Below are 19,070 nucleotides of genomic sequence, written 5' to 3'. Positions count from 1 at the left end.
TTTTATTTAAAGGTAACTCCAAATTTTGCGGCTTCTTTCTTGGCTCCCGGTACAAGAGCAGTTAATTCTTTTATTCTTGTCGCATTACTAGGGTGTGTACTTAAAATTTCTGGTGGAGCTTGTCCTCCTAAAGCAGACATTCTCTCCCATAATGCTACAGCATTTTCAGGGTTATAACCAGCTATTGCCATTAACGTTAAACCTATCATATCTGCTTCACTTTCATGACTTCTAGAAAAAGGCAACATTCCACCAATGTTTGAACCTACACCATAAGCTTGCATTATCATTGCCTGAGTTTCAGGACTTTTATTACCAATAGCAATTTGTGTACCTACTGCTCCCAATTGTTGTAGTAAACCAGCACTCATTCTTTGTTGTCCATGATTAGCTAAAGCGTGTGCAACTTCATGCCCCATAACAGCTGCAATTCCTGCATCATCTTTACAAATTGGTAATATACCAGTATAAAAAACAATTTTACCCCCTGGCATACACCAAGCATTAAGCTCTTTACTTTCCACTAAGTTATATTCCCACTCGTATCCATCTAAATATCCTACATTTCCATTTGCGCTCAAATATCTCTCTGCAGCAGTTTTAATTTTCATACCAATAGTTGTAATTCTCTTGGCATCTGCCGTTCCTTTAATAACTTTATTTTCAGATAAAAATTGATTATACTGTTGGAATGAAGATGGAAAAATCTGACTATTAGGAACAAAAGCCATTGTACTTTTCCCAGTAAATGGATTTTTAGCACATGAAACAATTAATACAAATACTAGTCCAATAAAAATTTTGATACTACTTTTCATAACTTATATTTTTAAAGCAAATTTAACTAATATTATTATTACAAACTTCATACCTTTATTAAAAAATAATTAATGAAAAAGAAAAAATATAACACAACAATACCAAAATATATAACTTTTAGCTTTAAAATTTTACAAACTGTTTCAGATAAAGCTACAGTAAATCTTGCCAAAAGATTATTTATTACTCCCATTAAATACAAAATACCCGAGAGAGAAATTTTTATGTTTGAAAATTCAAAAATTGAAGACTTACATATTCCAAAAATAAATAAAACCATAAAAGTATATCATTATGGAAATCAATTAAGTAACAATAAAATATTACTTGTTCATGGTTGGTCAGGAAGAGGAACTCAACTAGTAAAAATTGCAAATAATTTCAAAGATAACTACCACATAATTAGCTTTGATGCTCCTGCTCATGGTCTTTCATCTGGAAAAACAACAATGATGCTAGAATTTGTTGAAAGTATTATAGAAATAAATAAAAAACACGGTAATTTAAAATATGCTATTGGCCATTCTTTAGGAGGTATGGCTATTCTAAATAGTATAAATAAGCACGTTCATTTCGATAAAATAGTACTAATTGGTAGTGGAAATAGTATAAAAAATATTATAAAAAATTATATTAAAAATCTAAAATTAAAAGAAAAATATATTGACTTATTAATACAATCATTTGAAAATGAACTACATGACGAAATGGAAAAATATTCATCATATAGAGTATCTGAAAATATTTCCACACCTACACTACTAATTCATGATAAATTTGATTTTGACGTCCCTGTTGAAGAAGCTTATCATTTACATAAATATTTAAAATCATCTCAATTAATTATTACAGAAAACCTTGGTCATCGAAAAATTTTAGGAGATAAAGATGTAATCAACCAAGTTTCAAAATTTATTCAATAATTATTAAGAGCACCTTATAAAATATAAATCACCAGTAGTCCCGCTGTTCGCACTACGCGGTAGTTTGCTTCCATCGGGGCTATATTTTGGGATAACAGATCCAAAAAAAAGAAAAGTTTATAAAACAAAAAACCCTATCCGATATGGATAGGGTTTTCAAAAGAAAGGCAGCGACCTACTCTCCCACAGTTATGCAGTACCATCGGCGCAATCGGGCTTAACTTCTCTGTTCGGAATGGGAAGAGGTGAGCCCCGACGCAATAACCACCTTAAGTTTTTAGTTTTCAGTTCACAGTTTATAGTTTACAGTTTTAAAAACTCTTAACTTATAACTCAAAACTCATAACTGCAACTTTGTTGCAATATTTTAACATATTGAGAAAAGAATCTATTTTATAATTCAGAAAGAAAGTTCCCCCCGCAAAAATGCGGGGGATACGCGTACATAAGCTTACGGGTTATTAGTACTACTCGGCTATGACATTACTGCCTTTACACCTATAGCCTATCAACGTGGTCATCTTCCACGACCCTTAAAAGAAATCTCATCTTGTGGTGGGTTTCGCGCTTATATGCTTTCAGCGCTTATCCCTTCCCGACGTAGCTACTCTGCAGTGCCCCTGGCGAGACAACAGATACACTAGAGGTCAGTCCAACTCGGTCCTCTCGTACTAGAATCAGATCCACTCAAATTTCTAACGCCCGCAGTAGATAGAGACCGAACTGTCTCACGACGTTCTGAACCCAGCTCGCGTGCCACTTTAATGGGCGAACAGCCCAACCCTTGGGACCTTCTCCAGCCCCAGGATGTGACGAGCCGACATCGAGGTGCCAAACCCCCCGTCGATGTGAGCTCTTGGGGGAGATCAGCCTGTTATCCCCGGCGTACCTTTTATCCTTTGAGCGATGGCCCTTCCATGCGGAACCACCGGATCACTATGCTCTACTTTCGTACCTGATCGACCTGTATGTCTCTCAGTCAAGCTCCCTTATGCCATTGCACTCTACGCACGGTTACCAAGCGTGCTGAGGGAACCTTTAGAAGCCTCCGTTACTCTTTTGGAGGCGACCACCCCAGTCAAACTACCCACCAAGCAATGTCCCCCGCATCCGCGGGGTTAGGCCTCAGACAAGCAAAGGGTGGTATTTCAACAATGACTCCACGAATCCTTGCGAACCCGCTTCAAAGTCTCCCACCTATCCTACACATCACGTGTCCAAGGTCAATACTAAGCTATAGTAAAGGTGCACAGGGTCTTTTCGTCCCACTGCGGGTAATCGGCATCTTCACCGATACTACAATTTCACCGAGCTCATGGCTGAGACAGTGTCCAGATCGTTACACCATTCGTGCAGGTCGGAACTTACCCGACAAGGAATTTCGCTACCTTAGGACCGTTATAGTTACGGCCGCCGTTTACTGGGGCTTCAATTCAATGCTTCTCCGAAGATAACATCTCCTCTTAACCTTCCAGCACCGGGCAGGTGTCAGGCCCTATACTTCATCTTACGATTTTGCAGAGCCCTGTGTTTTTGATAAACAGTCGCCTGGACCTTTTCACTGCGGCCACGCCTGAGCGTGGCGACCTTTCTCCCGAAGTTACAGGTCTATTTTGCCTAATTCCTTAGCCATGAATCTCTCGAGCACCTTAGGATTCTCTCCTCAACTACCTGTGTCGGTTTACGGTACGGGTACTTATAATCTAAGTTTAGAAACTTTTCTTGGAAGCCCTTAGGCACACTATCCCATCGTCCGAAGACTCCGAGTACTATCGCATTTCACCATCTTCTACGGATTTGCCTATAAAAGATATAGCTAAGTGCTTTAACGAACTATTCCGTCAGTTCGCGGTGCTTTCATCACTCCGTCATTCCATCACAATTATAAGTAGTACGGGAATATTAACCCGTTGGCCATCGACTTCCCCCTTCGGGTACGCCTTAGGACCCGACTAACCCTCAGCTGATTAGCATAGCTGAGGAAACCTTAGTTTTTCGGTGTGCGGGTTTCTCGCCCGCATTATCGTTACTTATGCCTACATTTGCTTTTCTAAACAGTCCAGCAATCTTCGCAGATCACCTTCAACCCAGTTTAGAATGCTCCCCTACCACAGATTAATCTGTCCATAGCTTCGGTAGTATACTTATGCCCGATTATTATCCATGCTCGTCCGCTCGACTAGTGAGCTGTTACGCACTCTTTAAATGAATGGCTGCTTCCAAGCCAACATCCTAGCTGTCTAAGCAGACAAACCGCGTTTTTTCAACTTAGTATACATTTGGGGACCTTAGCTGATGGTCTGGGTTCTTTCCCTCTCGGACATGGACCTTAGCACCCATGCCCTCACTGCTTATGAGCATTTATTAGCATTCGGAGTTTGTCAGGAATTGGTAGGCGGTGAAGCCCCCGCATCCAATCAGTAGCTCTACCTCTAATAAACTCCATAAGCGCTGCCCCTAAAGGCATTTCGGGGAGTACGAGCTATTTCCGAGTTTGATTGGCCTTTCACCCCTACCCACAGGTCATCCGAAGACTTTTCAACGTCAACCGGTTCGGTCCTCCACTATGTGTTACCACAGCTTCAACCTGCCCATGGGTAGATCACACGGTTTCGCGTCTACCATTACTGACTATGGCGCCCTATTCAGACTCGCTTTCGCTACGGATCCAGTACTTAATACCTTATCCTTGCCAGCAACGGTAACTCGTAGGCTCATTATGCAAAAGGCACGCCGTCACCCCACTAAAGGGCTCCGACCGCTTGTAAGCGTATGGTTTCAGGATCTATTTCACTCCGTTATTCACGGTTCTTTTCACCTTTCCCTCACGGTACTGGTTCACTATCGGTCTCTCAGGAGTATTTAGCCTTAGCGGATGGTCCCGCCAAATTCACACAGGGTTTCACGTGCCCCGCGCTACTCAGGATACCACTATCCTTATCTTCTCTTACTTATACAGGACTATCACCTTCTTTGGTTAACCTTTCCAGGTTATTCTAATTCAATCCGCAAGAAATGTCGTGGTCCTACAACCCCAAAATTGCCGTAACAACTTTGGTTTGGGCTAATCCGCGTTCGCTCGCCACTACTTACGGAATCACTTTTGTTTTCTTCTCCTCCGCCTACTTAGATGTTTCAGTTCAGCGGGTTCGCCCCCTATCGGGTACTATGTCTTCAACATAGTGGGTTGCCCCATTCGGATATCTGCGGATCAATTCGTATGTGCCAATCCCCGCAGCTTTTCGCAGCTTATCACGTCCTTCATCGCCTCTGAGAGCCTAGGCATCCCCCATACGCCCTTATTTTGCTTATTGTACTTTTAGTCTTACATATAAATGCAAAACTGTGCTTTCTATTCTACTTATGTTTTTCTTTTCTCAATATGTCAATGAACTGCTATCACCTTAGTGATTCGTGGAGAATATCGGAGTCGAACCGATGACCTCCTGCGTGCAAGGCAGGCGCTCTAGCCAGCTGAGCTAATCCCCATTCTTAAATTCAGAATTATGAATTCAGAATTACGAATTTTGAATTCTCAACTTCCAGAATTTCCTTCGTCTTAAATTTAGTAGTCCCGGGCAGACTCGAACTGCCGACCCCTACATTATCAGTGTAGTACTCTAACCAGCTGAGCTACGAGACTCTGTATTTAAAACTTATTTTTTGAACTAACAGCGAGAGTAAAAGCTCTTTTTTATTAACCATCTTATCATTTCTCTAGAAAGGAGGTGTTCCAGCCGCACCTTCCGGTACGGCTACCTTGTTACGACTTAGCCCCAGTTACTAGTTTTACCCTAGGCAGCTCCTTACGGTCACCGACTTCAGGTACCCCCAGCTTCCATGGCTTGACGGGCGGTGTGTACAAGGCCCGGGAACGTATTCACCGGATCATGGCTGATATCCGATTACTAGCGATTCCAGCTTCATAGAGTCGAGTTGCAGACTCCAATCCGAACTGAGACAGGTTTTATAGATTCGCTCCTTATCGCTAAGTGGCTGCTCTCTGTACCTGCCATTGTAGCACGTGTGTGGCCCAGGACGTAAGGGCCGTGATGATTTGACGTCATCCCCACCTTCCTCACGGTTTACACCGGCAGTCTTGCTAGAGTTCCCGACATTACTCGCTGGCAACTAACAACAGGGGTTGCGCTCGTTATAGGACTTAACCTGACACCTCACGGCACGAGCTGACGACAACCATGCAGCACCTTGAAAGACGTCCGAAGAAAGTCTAGTTTCCTAAACTGTCGTCTCCCATTTAAGCCCTGGTAAGGTTCCTCGCGTATCATCGAATTAAACCACATGCTCCACCGCTTGTGCGGGCCCCCGTCAATTCCTTTGAGTTTCACACTTGCGTGCGTACTCCCCAGGTGGGATACTTATCACTTTCGCTTAGCCACTCAACTTGCGTCAAACAGCTAGTATCCATCGTTTACGGCGTGGACTACCAGGGTATCTAATCCTGTTCGCTCCCCACGCTTTCGTCCATCAGCGTCAATCGTTTGTTAGTAACCTGCCTTCGCAATTGGTATTCCATGTAATATCTAAGCATTTCACCGCTACACTACATATTCTAGTTACTTCACAAAAATTCAAGCCCTACAGTATCAATGGCAGTTTCCTAGTTGAGCTAGGAGATTTCACCACTGACTTATAAGGCCGCCTACGGACCCTTTAAACCCAATGATTCCGGATAACGCTCGCATCCTCCGTATTACCGCGGCTGCTGGCACGGAGTTAGCCGATGCTTATTCTTACGGTACCGTCAAGCTCCTACACGTAGGAGGGTTTCTTCCCGTACAAAAGCAGTTTACAACCCATAGGGCCGTCTTCCTGCACGCGGCATGGCTGGGTCAGTCTTCCGACCATTGCCCAATATTCCTCACTGCTGCCTCCCGTAGGAGTCTGGTCCGTGTCTCAGTACCAGTGTGGGGGATCTCCCTCTCAGGACCCCTACCCATCATCGTCTTGGTGTGCCGTTACCACACCAACTAACTAATGGGACGCATGCTCATCTTGTACCGTTGGAACTTTAATAATCAAATGATGCCATTCGAAAATACTATGAGGTATTAATCCAAATTTCTCTGGGCTATCCCTCTGTACAAGGTAAATTGCATACGCGTTACGCACCCGTGCGCCGGTCTCAAGGAAGCAAGCTTCCTCTACCCCTCGACTTGCATGTGTTAGGCCTGCCGCTAGCGTTCATCCTGAGCCAGGATCAAACTCTTCATCGTAGTATTTTTAATATTGTACGATAAGTGCTAGGTTAATTCTAATCGAGTCTTACTCTCTTAATTTTGTATGCTGTCAATCCAATATGTCTATGAACGTATTCTTCTATGTCTTTCGCTATTCTTTCGTTTAGCGGGTGCAAAAGTACAACTTCTTTTTTAACTCGCAAATATTTTTGAAACTTTTTTTTAATTTTTTTTCAAACCTATTTTTTTGTCATTTTTCTAAAAGAACTTCCTCGTTTTACTTCACTAAAACCTATCTTTAAATTGTGTTCAGTGAATTCGTCTAACGACTCATTTGCGGACGGCAAAGATACTATCTTTACTTCTTACAAACCAAATCTTTTTTAAACTTTTTTTTAAAAATTTTTTAATCCGTTTTTCAGTATTTCTATGAACTCTTTGCCTTATCAAAGCGGGTGCAAAAGTAGAACTCTTTTCCGTATTCGCAAACTTTTTATAACCTTTTTTTATCCTTTTTTGCAAAGTTTTTTTCTCTAACCTGAATTACAACAACTTACAGAAAAACTTTTTTTTACCTTTTTTTTATAAACCCTTTATTAAGCCTTTTTAATACTATAATATAAGTAGTTGCTCTACTATAATAATATATATGTATAAAGTTTTTTTTAACGCTTTTTCAGCCCCGATGGTAATGACATCCTTTTTTTAGCCTAAAAAAAGCTCTTAAAACAAAATGTCTAGTTCTAAAACTGTCGTTTAACCCCAAAAAAAGACCAAATAAAAAAAGATATAATGAACAGCGGGAAAAGTTTCCCTATGAAATAATATATAAGTGCTGCTTAAAAAAGAAAATTAATCTTTAGTATTTTCTCTAGCTGCTTTAGCTTTTTCGATTTTCTCTTTCCAAGAAGATGCTAATAATTGTAGATTGATTGGTTTTGCAGGATCTTGTTTAACTAAATGACCTTGACGAAAAGCAGTAACTAAAATACTTTCTATATGAAAATCTTCTAATTCATCAAATGGATCATAGTTCTCCTTTATATTTATATCGAAAAGTTTTGCAGTATTATTTGACCAAAATGCTTTCCAGCCACTTTTATAATCTTTTATTAAATCGAAAGTTGTTTCACCTGTTTGGCGATAAATTAATTTAACTAAAATCTGACCATCTTTGCGTGACAGTTTTTTTAAGCGTGGTTCAAATTCTTCTTTTAAATACTTTTCGACAATTTTAAAATACTTCTTCTTTTCTTTTTCAGTTTTTAATTTTGCCATTGTAGCATTTAACTGCGTTAATTTTTCGGCAGTCATTTTTGCATATGGATACGTTTTATAAACTCTTCGTTTAAGAATAAGAAGCTTTTTTCTTTCTTCGTCTAAAGCAGAATCATCTTTACCCACGACTACTTCTTTTAATTCTATTGAATATATTACCGCTGAATCTTGTGCCGTAACTTTTAAAGTATCTTTTTCTTGAGAATAAAGATTAAGAGTTATAAAAAATAATATACCTATATAAATATACTTCATATGCGTGTTATTGATTCAAAAATAATCAAATAATACTCAACTCTTATACCAATTTTATAATTTAGCAAAAAATTAATTTTATTATGAGTTCAAAATCGATATTAAAGAAATCATCTTTAACCTTTTTAGAAAATTATTTGAATAATGCTTCACCTACAGGTTGGGAAGCTTCGGGACAAAAGATATGGATGGATTACCTTAAACCATATGTTGATACATTTATTACCGACACGTACGGTTCTGCTGTTGGAGTTATTAATCCTGATGCACCTTATAAAGTAGTGATTGAAGGTCATGCTGATGAAATTTCGTGGTATGTAAACTATATTACTGAAGATGGATTGATTTATGTAATTAGAAATGGTGGAAGTGATCATATGATTGCACCTTCTAAAAGAGTAAACATTCATACTAAAAAAGGAATTGTAAGAGGAGTTTTTGGTTGGCCAGCTATTCATACACGTAATAGAGATAAAGAAGAACCAGCAAAAATTAGCAACATCTTTATAGATTGTGGTTGCGAAAGTAAAAAAGAAGTTGAAGAATTAGGAATTCATGTAGGTTGTGTAATTACATATCCAGATAATTTTGAAATCTTGAATGGTAATAAATTTATTTGTCGTGCTATAGATAATAGAATGGGTGGATTTATGATTGCTGAAGTTGCTCGTTTATTAAAAGAGAACAAAAAGAAATTACCTTTCGGATTATATATTGTGAATTCAGTTCAAGAGGAAATTGGTTTACGTGGTGCAGAAATGATAACGCAAACTATAAAACCTAATGTTGCTATTGTAACTGATGTTTGTCATGATACCACTACTCCAATGATTGATAAAAAAATTGAAGGTGATTTAAAAATGGGACGTGGACCAGTTATTGCTTATGCTCCAGCCACGCAAAATGTATTACGCGAAATGATAGTTGATACGGCTATAGAGAATAAAATCCCTTTTCAACGTCATGCTACATCAAGAGCCACTGGAACAGATACAGATGCTTTTGCTTATAGTAATGGTGGTGTTGCTTCCGCTTTAATTTCTTTACCTTTACGCTATATGCATACTACGGTAGAAATGGTTCATCAAGAAGATGTTGAAAATGTAATTAAATTAATTTATGAATCACTGCTTAAAATTGAAAACAACGAAACGTTTTCCTATTTTAAATAAAAAATAAAAGCCCAGCATATGCTGGGCTTTTTGATTACTATTATTTCTTTGCGGATAAAATCTGAATAATTTCTGTAGCATTAATAGATTTTGCATGATCTAAAGCTGTTTTTCCATTATCGTCTTTAACATCTAATTTAGCACCTTTAGAAAGTAAAAACTTAACCATCTCTACATTTTGATATCTTGTAGCCATCATTAATGGAGTAATTCCTCGCTGAATTTTGTCATTAATATCAGCACCATACTCCACAAGTTTTTTTACTAAATCTATATCTCCTTTACTAATTGCAACACATAAAGGTGTAGCATCAAAAGTTGTAACAACTTCAGAATTAATTTCTAAATTATTAGAATTAACTAATTCTTTTGCATTAACAGTTTGTAATCCTAAACAAAGTAATGCCATTCCTAAATAACTGATCGTTTTTTTCATTTTTAAATAAATTTAATTTTGATTAATGATTGATTTAAAGGTAAGACGTGTTTAAAATTATTTTGTTACCCGAAAATAAAAACTATAACATTTAATTAACAGATTATTAATCAACAAGCTAGACAAAAGACTATTTCTACCTTTGAATAAATCTACTTTAAAACTGCTATCAAATATTAAGGATAAAAAGATTTTAAATTATTCGCTATCCTATAATTATTAATTATCTTTGTCGGCTTATTTATTTTAAAAGAAATGAGATTACATAGAAATTTATGCTTTACGGTTATCGATTCATTAATGGCTATCTTTAATGAAGGTGCTTATGCTGATAAAGTAGTAGCAATTGCATTAAAAAAAGACAAACGTTGGGGAAGCAAAGACAGAAAATTTGTTGCTGAAACTATTTATGAAATAGTTCGCTGGAAACGTTTATATATGGAAATTGCTGAAGTAAAAGAACCTTTTACAAGAGATAATGTTTGGAGAATTTTTGCAGTTTGGGCAGTATTAAGAGGAATTACACTACCAGATTGGAAATATTTTGAAAATACTCCTGTTAGAAGAATTAAAGGTAAGTTTGATGAATTATCTAAAATTAGAAAATTCAAAGAATCTATTCCAGATTGGATGGATGAATTAGGTATTGCTGAACTTGGAGAAAAAACTTGGAGTAAAGAACTTGCAGCACAAAACCAACAAGCAGAAGTTATTTTAAGAGTTAATACTCTTAAAACTACAAAAGAAAAGTTACGTGCAATATTAATGGATGATAATATAGAAACCGAATTCTTGAAAGATTATCCTGATGCATTAATACTAAAAGAAAGAGCAAATGTATTTTTAACACAAGCTTTTAGAGATGGTTTGTTTGAAGTTCAAGATGCTTCTTCTCAATTAGTAGCTTATTATTTAGATGTTGAACCTGGAATGCGCGTTGTAGATACTTGTGCTGGCGCTGGTGGAAAAACATTACACCTTGCTTCTTTAATGAATAATAAAGGGCAATTGATTGCTATGGATATTTATGAAAGTAAATTAAAGCAATTAAAAACAAGAGCTAAGAGAAATGGTGTTCACAATGTAGAGTTTAGAGTTATTGATTCTACTAAAGTAATTAAAAAGCTACACGAAAAAGCAGACCGCGTTTTAATTGATGCTCCTTGTAGTGGACTTGGGGTTTTAAAAAGAAATCCGGATAGTAAGTGGAAATTAAAACCCGAGTTTGTAGAAAATATTAAAAAAACGCAAGCAGAAGTTTTAGAAAACTATTCTAAAATTGTTAAGCCTGGTGGTAAATTAGTTTATGCCACTTGTTCTGTGTTACCTTCTGAAAATCAGGAACAAATTAAGCATTTCTTAAATTCTGAATCAGGTAAAAACTTTACCTTTGTAAAAGATCAAAAAGTATTAGCTCATGAAAGTGGTTTTGATGGTTTTTACATGGCATTACTTGAACGAAAAAAATAAAATTAGATTATCATGAAAAAAAATTACACTATTTTAACCTTATTGTTTGCATTAATTTCAGTTGCTCAAATACCTACTGGATATTATGACTCAGCTTTATTAACAAGTCCTCTAACAGGATACACTTTAAAAACTCAATTAAAAAAAATAATTGATGATCAAGCTGATGGTCTTAGTCCAGAATATCTACACGCTGATCAAGGATACGGCGCATTATGGACTTTGTACGCAAATAACAATGCTTTCCATGATATTTATTATGAAAATGACAATACTATATTAGACATGTATTCTGAGAACCCTACTGGTACAGATCCTTATAACTTTATAGTTTCTACTGACCAATGTGGCTCATATAATGGAGAAGGTGATTGTTATAATAGAGAACATTTGGTTCCTCAATCTTATTTTGATCATTTTGCAACTAACCCAATGAAAAACGATCCTTTTCATGCAGTGCCTTCTGATGGTTCTGTAAATGGAGCTAGAAACAATTTACCATTTGGTGTTGTTAATTCAGCAAATTACACGTCTCAAAATGGTTCTAAAAGAGGTTCTAATTTAATTAATGCTTATTCTACTTATAATGGAACAGTGTTTGAACCACTAGATGAATTTAAAGGTGATATTGCTAGAAGTTTCTTTTATTTTGCAACACGTTATGAAGATTTAATGGATGATTTTTATTCTGGAGCAAATGCATCTACTTGTGAAGCTAAAAATATGTTTGATGGTTCAATTAATAAAGTTTTTTCTGATGCTTTTATTTTAAGATTGATAAAATGGCATTTAGATGATCCTGTTTCTCAAAAAGAAATTAATCAAAATAATGCAATTTTTGCACATCAAAACAATAGAAATCCTTACATTGACCATCCAGAGTTTATCTGTCAAATCTATCCTACTCAATGTACACAAATTGCTAATTTAAGTACTAATAGTTTTGCAACAAATTATATATCTGTATATCCAAATCCGAGTAATAACGGTAATTTTACAATAAATTCAACAGAAGATTTAACAAGAATCGCAATTTATAATATTAATGGTCAATTAATTCAAGAAGAAAATAATCCTTCAAAAATTAACGACAATTATGAAATTACAGGTTTAGCTTCTGGTTTTTACTTCTTAGAATTAAGTAATAACTCGGCAAAACAAATTAAAAAGATATTGGTTAACTAATTTAAAATAGTTACCAAATAAAAAAAGCATCAACTAAAGTTGATGCTTTTTTTTACCAATTAAACTAATAAATAGCTGCCAAATTTTAATGACAGTTAGCTTCGCTTTGCACAAATAAATCAATTGTACCTGGTGAAATATATGGTATATTTAAATTAAGTCCTCTTAATATAAATAACAGTCCAATAAAAACTGCAACAAAAGGTATTATGCGTTGTATTTTCGATCTAAAAGAAACTGTTACTATATTCGATAAATATACGACAATGCTCATTAAAGGAATAGTTCCTATACCAAACAAAATCATATACAAAACGCTCATTTGGATTGAATTCATAGCTAAAGCACCAAATAGCGCAACATAAACCATTCCACAAGGTAAAAATCCATTTAACAACCCAATTGTAAATAAAGATTGAAATGATTTCTTTTTAAATTGGTTACCAAGAGAACTTTTAACTTTAGAAATAATTTTATAGATAGGTTTAGAGAAATTATATTTTGCAAACTCTTTTTCGGGTATTATGGCAACAGCAATCATAAAAATTCCAACAGTAATTGAAAGTTGTTGCTGAATTCCCGCCAAAAAGAAACCTTTTCCTAAAATTCCAAAAACTAATCCTAAACTTCCATAAGCCGATAACTTTCCTAAATGGTATGTTAGTATTTGTAATACTCTTTTTGTTTCATTGCTTCTATCTACTGGTAGCATCATAGCAATAGGCCCACACATACCAACGCAGTGCAGACTACTAACTAAACCAAATATTAAAGCGGTATAAAGCATTTTGTTTTTTAAACCTTAAAAATAAATTGTTTCTTTGTTTAAATAATCGGTCGATTCATAAGACCAATCTACAGTAATGTCCCAAAGACCGCCATCCAAATTACTTTTAGGTATGAGCAAATATGAAGTAGAAATTGAAATAGGAACTTCAAAATCTAACTTTTGGTTTGACGGTCTGTAAAGGGACACTTTGCCTTTAATAACTTCTGGTTTAAATGTTTTTGGAAAAGAAACTACAATTCCTTCATCTGTTTTTGTAATCTCTAGTTTAGTTTCTAATGCGTTTGCATTTTTTTGTTTCTCAATGTCTGATTGAACAGTTGCCTCTTTTTTATAATATTCGGCTGTAACTAATTCGTTATCATATTCTGGATTAGATTGCACTTTTATTACAAAATACAGGATAAAACTTATAAAAAGTCCGAATGCAATTACAACTCCTGTTCCCCAATTTATTTTCATCTCTTTTTGATTTAGATATTAATTAAAGCTTCTTGGACCTAAGAAATTTGTAGAAATTGTTTCTATTAATTCTTTTCCGTCATAAACTTCAATTTGAATTTTGGTTTTATCTCCAGTTAAAAATGCAGGATGAATTTCTACAAAAAATGTTCCTTGACCTAATCCTTGTTCTTTAACTTTTACATATTCATTACCTACTGGTATAAGTTGCCCTTTTGGTTCTACTAATTTAAAATGAATACTATCTAATTCTTTAACGGTTTTATTTACTACTTTAAAAGTATAAACATTGCTAATATTTTCGCCTTTATGCTGAAAAGTTTGTCCAGGTAAGCGTAAAATAGTAGCTTCTACTTCACCTCGTAAAAATAACATACTAATTAAAGCTACAATAAGTAATGAAAGAACCACTATATAGCCTTTCATTCTCGTTGTTAACTTGAACTTTTCTTTGTTGGTTATTTCATCTTCACTTGCATATCGAATTAATCCTTTTGGTAAACCAACTTTTTCCATAATAGTATCACACTCATCGATACATGCGGTACAGTTTACACATTCTAACTGAGTTCCATTACGGATATCAATTCCTGTTGGACAAACAACAACACATTGGTTACAATCGATACAATCTCCATAACCTGCTGCGGTTCTATCTTCTCCATTACGCCATTTTTTTCTTCCATTTTCTCCTTCTCCTCTTACATGATCATAAGCGACATTAATAGATTTATTGTCTAATAATACACCTTGCATTCTTCCATAAGGACAAGCAATGATACAAACTTGCTCTCTAAACCATGCAAAGACAAAATAAAATACAGCTGTAAAAATTAATAATGCAACTAATGTATGTAAATTTTTAGCCGGACCTTCTGTTATCATTTTAAGAAGTTCGTCACTTCCTACTAAATACGCTAAGAAAACATTGGCAATTCCAAATGAAATAAGGAAGAATAAAACCCATTTTGTTAAACGCTTTCTTATTTTTTCTGCATCCCATTTTTGTTTTGCTAAACGTAATTGTGCTCCTCTATCTCCATCAATCCAAAATTCAATTCTACGGAAAACCATTTCCATGAAAATAGTTTGCGGACAAAACCAACCACAAAAAATTCTACCAAAAGCTACAGTAAATAATGTTAAACCTACAACTCCAATTATCATTGAAATTACAAATAAATGGAAGTCTTGTGGCCAGAAAGGAAACCCAAAAATATTAAATCTTCTCTCTAATACATTGAACATCAAAAACTGGTTTCCATTTATTTTTACAAACGGAGCCGAGATAAGAAAAACTAATAAAACGTAGCTTAAAATTTTTCTTTTATCGTAAAATTTACCAGAAGGTTTTTTTGGAAAAATGTAATTTCTTTTTCCTTCTTTAGTAATAGTACTTATACTATCTCTAAAACTTTCATCTGGAAGATTAATATTTGACATGACAATTTTTGATTAAGATTAAAAAGGATTTGAGAAATCTCAAATCCTTTTTAAAATATTATTATTCAGTTTTTGTTGAATCTACAACAGTTTCTACAACTTCTGTAGTAGCTTCGGTTGAAGGAGCTGCACCTTCCTCTACCCATTCATCTCCTTCTGCTGGTTTTCCATCTTTTGGATTTGAACCTTGTAAAGAAAGCACATAACTTGCTACTTTTTGAATTTCTGTAGGTTTTAAAGATTCTTTCCAAGGCACCATACCTTTTCCAGAACGACCACCTTCAGAAATAGTATTGAAAACATTTTTAATACCACCTCCTAGAATCCAAAACTTATCTGTTAAATTTGGTCCAATAGCACCACCAGCATCAGGACGGTGACAAGCCACACAATTTGACTCAAATATTTTTTTACCTTCAGCAATAGCTGGAGCATCTGTTAAAAGAGTCACCTTATCTTTATCCATTAAATCTGGAGCATTTTTAAGATACTCTTGTACTTGTTTATCGCTTTGTTCCATTTCTGCAACAAATTCTTCTGCTTGTGTATAATCGCCCATAACATGAAAACGAATCAAATAAATAATTGCAAATACCACACAAGCATAAAATAAACCTACCCACCATGGTGGTAAAACGTTATCTAATTCTTTAATACCATCATAATCGTGGTCTAGCATAACGTCATCTTCCTGATCGATATCTTTTGAACGAGTAAGCATTTTCATGAACTTACTATCTGCAAAAGACATTGATTGTGCTTCTTCTAATTGTTTTTTCTGTTCGTCAGTTAATAAATGATAAGTTACTTTATCAACTGCACTCACTACAATTTCTATAGCAATTAATAGAAATAAAAATACTCCTAAAAACAATGCTACCATTGGGTACTCTATAAACGCTGGCTTATCACCAGAGTCGATAAAGTATTCCATTCCTGCCATGACTACAGCAAAGATTAATGGAACTCTAATATATGATGGAATTAATTTTTTCATCTTACTAATTTTTAATTTTCTTTAAAAGGTAAATCACTTAATTCGTTAATTTTTTCTTTACTATAAGTCATAGCCCATACAAAGAATGCAACGAATACAACAAAGAAGATGGCTAATGAGATTATTGGGTAAACCTCAACATCTGTTATTGTTTCAAGATTATGTTTTACAAACTTTAGCATAACAAAATTATTTAACTTCTTCTTTAACTTTAATATCAGAACCTAATCGTTGTAAGTAAGCAATTAAAGCAACAATTTCTCTATCTTTCATTGGAACAAATTGTTCACCTCTAGTTGCTGCATTTTTCTTACTTTCTTCATAAGCTTTTACGAAATCAGGATCAGCATGTAAGTTTTTCTCAATTTGTGAAGATTGTGCTTCAATACTTTGCATTGCATTTGCCACTTCTTCATCAGTATAAGGAACTCCTAAAGTTTGCATTACCTGCATTTTTTTCTCAATTAATGAGTGATCCATCGCTTCATTAGCATACATCCATTTGTACCCCGGCATAATTGAACCTGGAGAAGTACTTTGCGGATCGTACATGTGGTTAAAATGCCAGTTGTCATTATATTTTCCACCTAGTCTATGTAAATCTGGACCTGTACGTTTTGAACCCCATAAGAATGGATGATCGTAAACATATTCACCTGATTTAGAATATTCACCATAACGTTTAACTTCTGAACGGAAAGGACGAACTAATTGTGAGTGACAGTTATTACAACCCTCACGGATATATAAATCTCTACCTTCTAGTTCAAGCGGAGTATATGGTTTAACGCTAGCGATTGTAGGAATATTAGATTTTACAACTAACATTGGAACAATTTGTACAATACCACCAATGGCAACAGCAACAGTTGTTAAAAGTGTAAACTGAACTGGTCTTCTTTCTAACCAAGAGTGCCAAGATTCACCTTTTAATTGGTATTTAGAAATTTTAACTAATGCAGGAGCTTCTGCTAATTCATCTTCAATTGCTGAACCTGCTTTAACTGTTTTATATACGTTGTAAACTAACGTTAAAATACCAACAAAGTATAAGGTTCCCCCATAGCTCTCATTGCATGCATTGGGATAATTTGAGTTACAGTTTCAAGGAAGTTACCATAAACTAGAGAACCATCTGGATTAAATTGTTTCCACATAAATGCTTGAGTGAAACCTGCAACATACATAGGTAATGTATATAAAACAATACCTAAAGTACCAATCCAGAAGTGGAAGTTTGCTAACTTTTGTGAATACAAAGTAGTTTTTGTCATTCTTGGTATCATCCAATAAATCATACCAAAAGTCATGAATCCGTTCCATGCTAATGCTCCAACGTGAACGTGAGCTACAATCCAATCAGTAAAGTGCGCAATAGCGTTTACATTTTTTAATGATAACATTGGACCTTCAAAAGTAGCCATACCATAACCTGTAATTGCAACTACTAAGAATTTTAATACTGGATCTACACGAACTTTATCCCAAACTCCTCTTAAAGTTAATAAACCATTAATCATACCACCCAAGATGGAGCAATTAACATGATTGAGAATACAACTCCTAAGTTTTGTGCCCAATCTGGTAATGCAGAATATAATAAGTGGTGTGGACCAGCCCAAATATAAATGAAGATCAATGACCAAAAGTGGATAATTGATAATCTATATGAATATACTGGGCGATTAGCAGCTTTTGGTACATAGTAATACATTAAACCTAAGAAAGGTGTTGTAAGGAAGAATGCTACCGCATTGTGACCATACCACCATTGTACTAATGCATCTTGAACACCAGCGTAAACTGAGTAACTTTTTGTTAATGAAACTGGTATTTCGATATTGTTAAAAATATGAAGTAAAGCTACCGCTACAAACGTTGCAATGTAAAACCAAATTGCAACATAAATATGACGCTCTCTTCTTTTTATAATGGTACCAATCATATTTATTCCGAATGCTACCCAAACAATTGCAATTGCAATATCAAAAGGCCATTCTAATTCGGCATATTCTTTTGAAGATGTAATACCTAAAGGTAATGTAATGGCAGCACCTAAAATAATTAATTGCCATCCCCAAAAGTTTAATTGGCTTAAGAAATTACTGTACATTCTCGCCTTTAATAATCTTTGCATAGAGTAATAAGCTCCTGCAAAAACTGCATTACCTACAAAGGCAAAAATAACTGCATTTGTATGTAACGGTCTTAGTCTTCCGTAACTTAACCATGGAATTCCATCGGTCATGTTAGGAAACAAATAAAAGAAAGCTACTGTTAAACCTACTAGCATTCCAATTACACCAAATGCTATTGAGGCGTACAAGAAGTTTCTTACAATTTTGTTGTCGTAATAAAATTGTTGCTTCTCCATAATTTAGATTGATTTTTGTTTCTCTGTTTGTGTATTTATTAATTTGTTAGTGTTTTTCTTTACCTCGTCGTCAAAAAGCATTCTGACTGAAGGCGTATAGTCATCATCATACTGACCTGTTCGAACAGCGTTGATGAAAGCTATCAAGAAGATAACAGCCACAACTATACTTACTGTGATTAAAATGTAAATAACGCTCATACCTTAATTTTTACGTTAACAAAATTAAATTTAGTCGAAAACTAAAAACATGACTTTTGTCATACTT

Annotated in this window: 13 protein-coding genes, 2 tRNA genes, 3 rRNA genes and 1 pseudogene; 4 read left to right on the top strand and 15 right to left on the bottom strand. The window is 35.2% G+C overall.

What is annotated here, in order from left to right:
* Positions 1-2: 2 nt before the first annotated feature.
* A complete protein-coding gene (locus GCU34_RS03125; RefSeq protein WP_072785895.1) occupies positions 3-818 on the bottom strand; it encodes a M48 family metallopeptidase in 816 nt (271 codons plus the stop codon).
* 72 nt (positions 819-890) lie between these two features.
* Here GCU34_RS03125 and GCU34_RS03120 point away from each other — a divergent pair, with 72 nt between their 5' ends.
* Positions 891-1,742 (top strand): alpha/beta fold hydrolase, encoded by an 852-nt coding sequence (locus GCU34_RS03120; protein ID WP_072785893.1) that lies wholly within the window; start codon positions 891-893, stop codon positions 1,740-1,742.
* A gap of 162 nt (positions 1,743-1,904) precedes the next feature.
* Here GCU34_RS03120 and rrf read toward each other — a convergent pair.
* From rrf to GCU34_RS03090, 6 genes are all read right to left on the bottom strand, one after another.
* Positions 1,905-2,014 (bottom strand): 5S ribosomal RNA (rrf, locus tag GCU34_RS03115).
* A 169-nt stretch (positions 2,015-2,183) separates the two neighbouring features.
* Positions 2,184-5,056, bottom strand: a 23S ribosomal RNA gene (locus GCU34_RS03110).
* A 101-nt stretch (positions 5,057-5,157) separates the two neighbouring features.
* Positions 5,158-5,230, bottom strand: a tRNA-Ala gene (locus tag GCU34_RS03105).
* A gap of 81 nt (positions 5,231-5,311) precedes the next feature.
* Positions 5,312-5,385, bottom strand: a tRNA-Ile gene (locus GCU34_RS03100).
* A gap of 78 nt (positions 5,386-5,463) precedes the next feature.
* Positions 5,464-6,979, bottom strand: a 16S ribosomal RNA gene (locus GCU34_RS03095).
* The 16S, 23S and 5S rRNA genes sit together here with 2 tRNA genes alongside, the layout of an rRNA operon.
* A gap of 816 nt (positions 6,980-7,795) precedes the next feature.
* Positions 7,796-8,476 carry a DUF4294 domain-containing protein gene (locus GCU34_RS03090; RefSeq protein ID WP_072785132.1) on the bottom strand — a complete coding sequence of 227 codons (681 nt, stop codon included), beginning with the start codon at positions 8,474-8,476 and terminating at the stop codon, positions 7,796-7,798.
* A gap of 83 nt (positions 8,477-8,559) precedes the next feature.
* Between GCU34_RS03090 and GCU34_RS03085 the strand changes: the two genes are divergently transcribed.
* A complete protein-coding gene (locus GCU34_RS03085) occupies positions 8,560-9,648 on the top strand; it encodes a M42 family metallopeptidase (protein WP_072785134.1) in 1,089 nt (362 codons plus the stop codon).
* Between the two features lie 40 nt (positions 9,649-9,688).
* Here GCU34_RS03085 and GCU34_RS03080 read toward each other — a convergent pair whose 3' ends face one another.
* Positions 9,689-10,084: an ankyrin repeat domain-containing protein gene (locus tag GCU34_RS03080; RefSeq protein WP_072785136.1), complete on the bottom strand. Its 396-nt coding sequence runs from the start codon at positions 10,082-10,084 to the stop codon at positions 9,689-9,691.
* 255 nt (positions 10,085-10,339) lie between these two features.
* Between GCU34_RS03080 and GCU34_RS03075 the strand changes: the two genes are divergently transcribed.
* Positions 10,340-11,554, top strand: a complete 1,215-nt coding sequence (locus GCU34_RS03075) for an RsmB/NOP family class I SAM-dependent RNA methyltransferase (protein ID WP_072785138.1) — start codon at positions 10,340-10,342, stop codon at positions 11,552-11,554.
* 12 nt (positions 11,555-11,566) lie between these two features.
* On the top strand, positions 11,567-12,739 hold the full coding sequence (locus GCU34_RS03070; RefSeq protein WP_072785140.1) for an endonuclease: 1,173 nt from the start codon (positions 11,567-11,569) through the stop codon (positions 12,737-12,739).
* A gap of 85 nt (positions 12,740-12,824) precedes the next feature.
* Here GCU34_RS03070 and GCU34_RS03065 read toward each other — a convergent pair whose 3' ends face one another.
* The 7 genes and pseudogenes from GCU34_RS03065 to ccoS form a co-directional block, all read right to left on the bottom strand.
* Positions 12,825-13,526 (bottom strand): sulfite exporter TauE/SafE family protein, encoded by a 702-nt coding sequence (locus GCU34_RS03065; RefSeq protein WP_072785141.1) that lies wholly within the window; start codon positions 13,524-13,526, stop codon positions 12,825-12,827.
* A 15-nt stretch (positions 13,527-13,541) separates the two neighbouring features.
* Positions 13,542-13,988, bottom strand: a complete 447-nt coding sequence (locus GCU34_RS03060) for a FixH family protein (RefSeq protein ID WP_072785143.1) — start codon at positions 13,986-13,988, stop codon at positions 13,542-13,544.
* Positions 13,989-14,006: 18 nt separating this feature from the next.
* The gene (gene ccoG, locus GCU34_RS03055) at positions 14,007-15,431 is read right to left on the bottom strand and encodes a cytochrome c oxidase accessory protein CcoG (RefSeq protein WP_072785145.1); all 1,425 of its coding nucleotides are present in this window, start codon (positions 15,429-15,431) and stop codon (positions 14,007-14,009) included.
* A 61-nt stretch (positions 15,432-15,492) separates the two neighbouring features.
* Positions 15,493-16,428 (bottom strand): cbb3-type cytochrome c oxidase N-terminal domain-containing protein, encoded by a 936-nt coding sequence (locus GCU34_RS03050; RefSeq protein ID WP_072785147.1) that lies wholly within the window; start codon positions 16,426-16,428, stop codon positions 15,493-15,495.
* Between the two features lie 11 nt (positions 16,429-16,439).
* Entirely contained in the window at positions 16,440-16,610 is a 171-nt protein-coding gene (locus GCU34_RS03045) for a cytochrome C oxidase subunit IV (RefSeq protein WP_072785149.1), read from the bottom strand.
* Between the two features lie 7 nt (positions 16,611-16,617).
* Positions 16,618-18,802: pseudogene (ccoN, locus tag GCU34_RS03040) on the bottom strand (cytochrome-c oxidase, cbb3-type subunit I).
* 3 nt (positions 18,803-18,805) lie between these two features.
* On the bottom strand, positions 18,806-19,003 hold the full coding sequence (gene ccoS / locus GCU34_RS03035; RefSeq protein ID WP_072785153.1) for a cbb3-type cytochrome oxidase assembly protein CcoS: 198 nt from the start codon (positions 19,001-19,003) through the stop codon (positions 18,806-18,808).
* Positions 19,004-19,070: the final 67 nt, after the last annotated feature.

The organism is Flavobacterium haoranii (assembly GCF_009363055.1).
GTDB lineage: Bacteria > Bacteroidota > Bacteroidia > Flavobacteriales > Flavobacteriaceae > Flavobacterium > Flavobacterium haoranii.
This window is presented reverse-complemented; position numbering and strand designations above follow the sequence as displayed.

Excerpts from the sequence above, each read along its gene's own strand:
- GCU34_RS03125 (WP_072785895.1), bottom strand. The coding sequence starts at position 818 with ATGAAAAGTAGTATCAAAATTTTTATTGGACTAGTATTTGTATTAATT.
- GCU34_RS03120 (WP_072785893.1), top strand. The coding sequence starts at position 891 with ATGAAAAAGAAAAAATATAACACAACAATACCAAAATATATAACTTTT.
- GCU34_RS03090 (WP_072785132.1), bottom strand. The coding sequence starts at position 8,476 with ATGAAGTATATTTATATAGGTATATTATTTTTTATAACTCTTAATCTT.
- GCU34_RS03085 (WP_072785134.1), top strand. The coding sequence starts at position 8,560 with ATGAGTTCAAAATCGATATTAAAGAAATCATCTTTAACCTTTTTAGAA.
- GCU34_RS03080 (WP_072785136.1), bottom strand. The coding sequence starts at position 10,084 with ATGAAAAAAACGATCAGTTATTTAGGAATGGCATTACTTTGTTTAGGA.
- GCU34_RS03075 (WP_072785138.1), top strand. The coding sequence starts at position 10,340 with ATGAGATTACATAGAAATTTATGCTTTACGGTTATCGATTCATTAATG.
- GCU34_RS03070 (WP_072785140.1), top strand. The coding sequence starts at position 11,567 with ATGAAAAAAAATTACACTATTTTAACCTTATTGTTTGCATTAATTTCA.
- GCU34_RS03065 (WP_072785141.1), bottom strand. The coding sequence starts at position 13,526 with ATGCTTTATACCGCTTTAATATTTGGTTTAGTTAGTAGTCTGCACTGC.
- GCU34_RS03060 (WP_072785143.1), bottom strand. The coding sequence starts at position 13,988 with ATGAAAATAAATTGGGGAACAGGAGTTGTAATTGCATTCGGACTTTTT.
- ccoG (WP_072785145.1), bottom strand. The coding sequence starts at position 15,431 with ATGTCAAATATTAATCTTCCAGATGAAAGTTTTAGAGATAGTATAAGT.
- GCU34_RS03050 (WP_072785147.1), bottom strand. The coding sequence starts at position 16,428 with ATGAAAAAATTAATTCCATCATATATTAGAGTTCCATTAATCTTTGCT.
- GCU34_RS03045 (WP_072785149.1), bottom strand. The coding sequence starts at position 16,610 with ATGCTAAAGTTTGTAAAACATAATCTTGAAACAATAACAGATGTTGAG.
- ccoS (WP_072785153.1), bottom strand. The coding sequence starts at position 19,003 with ATGAGCGTTATTTACATTTTAATCACAGTAAGTATAGTTGTGGCTGTT.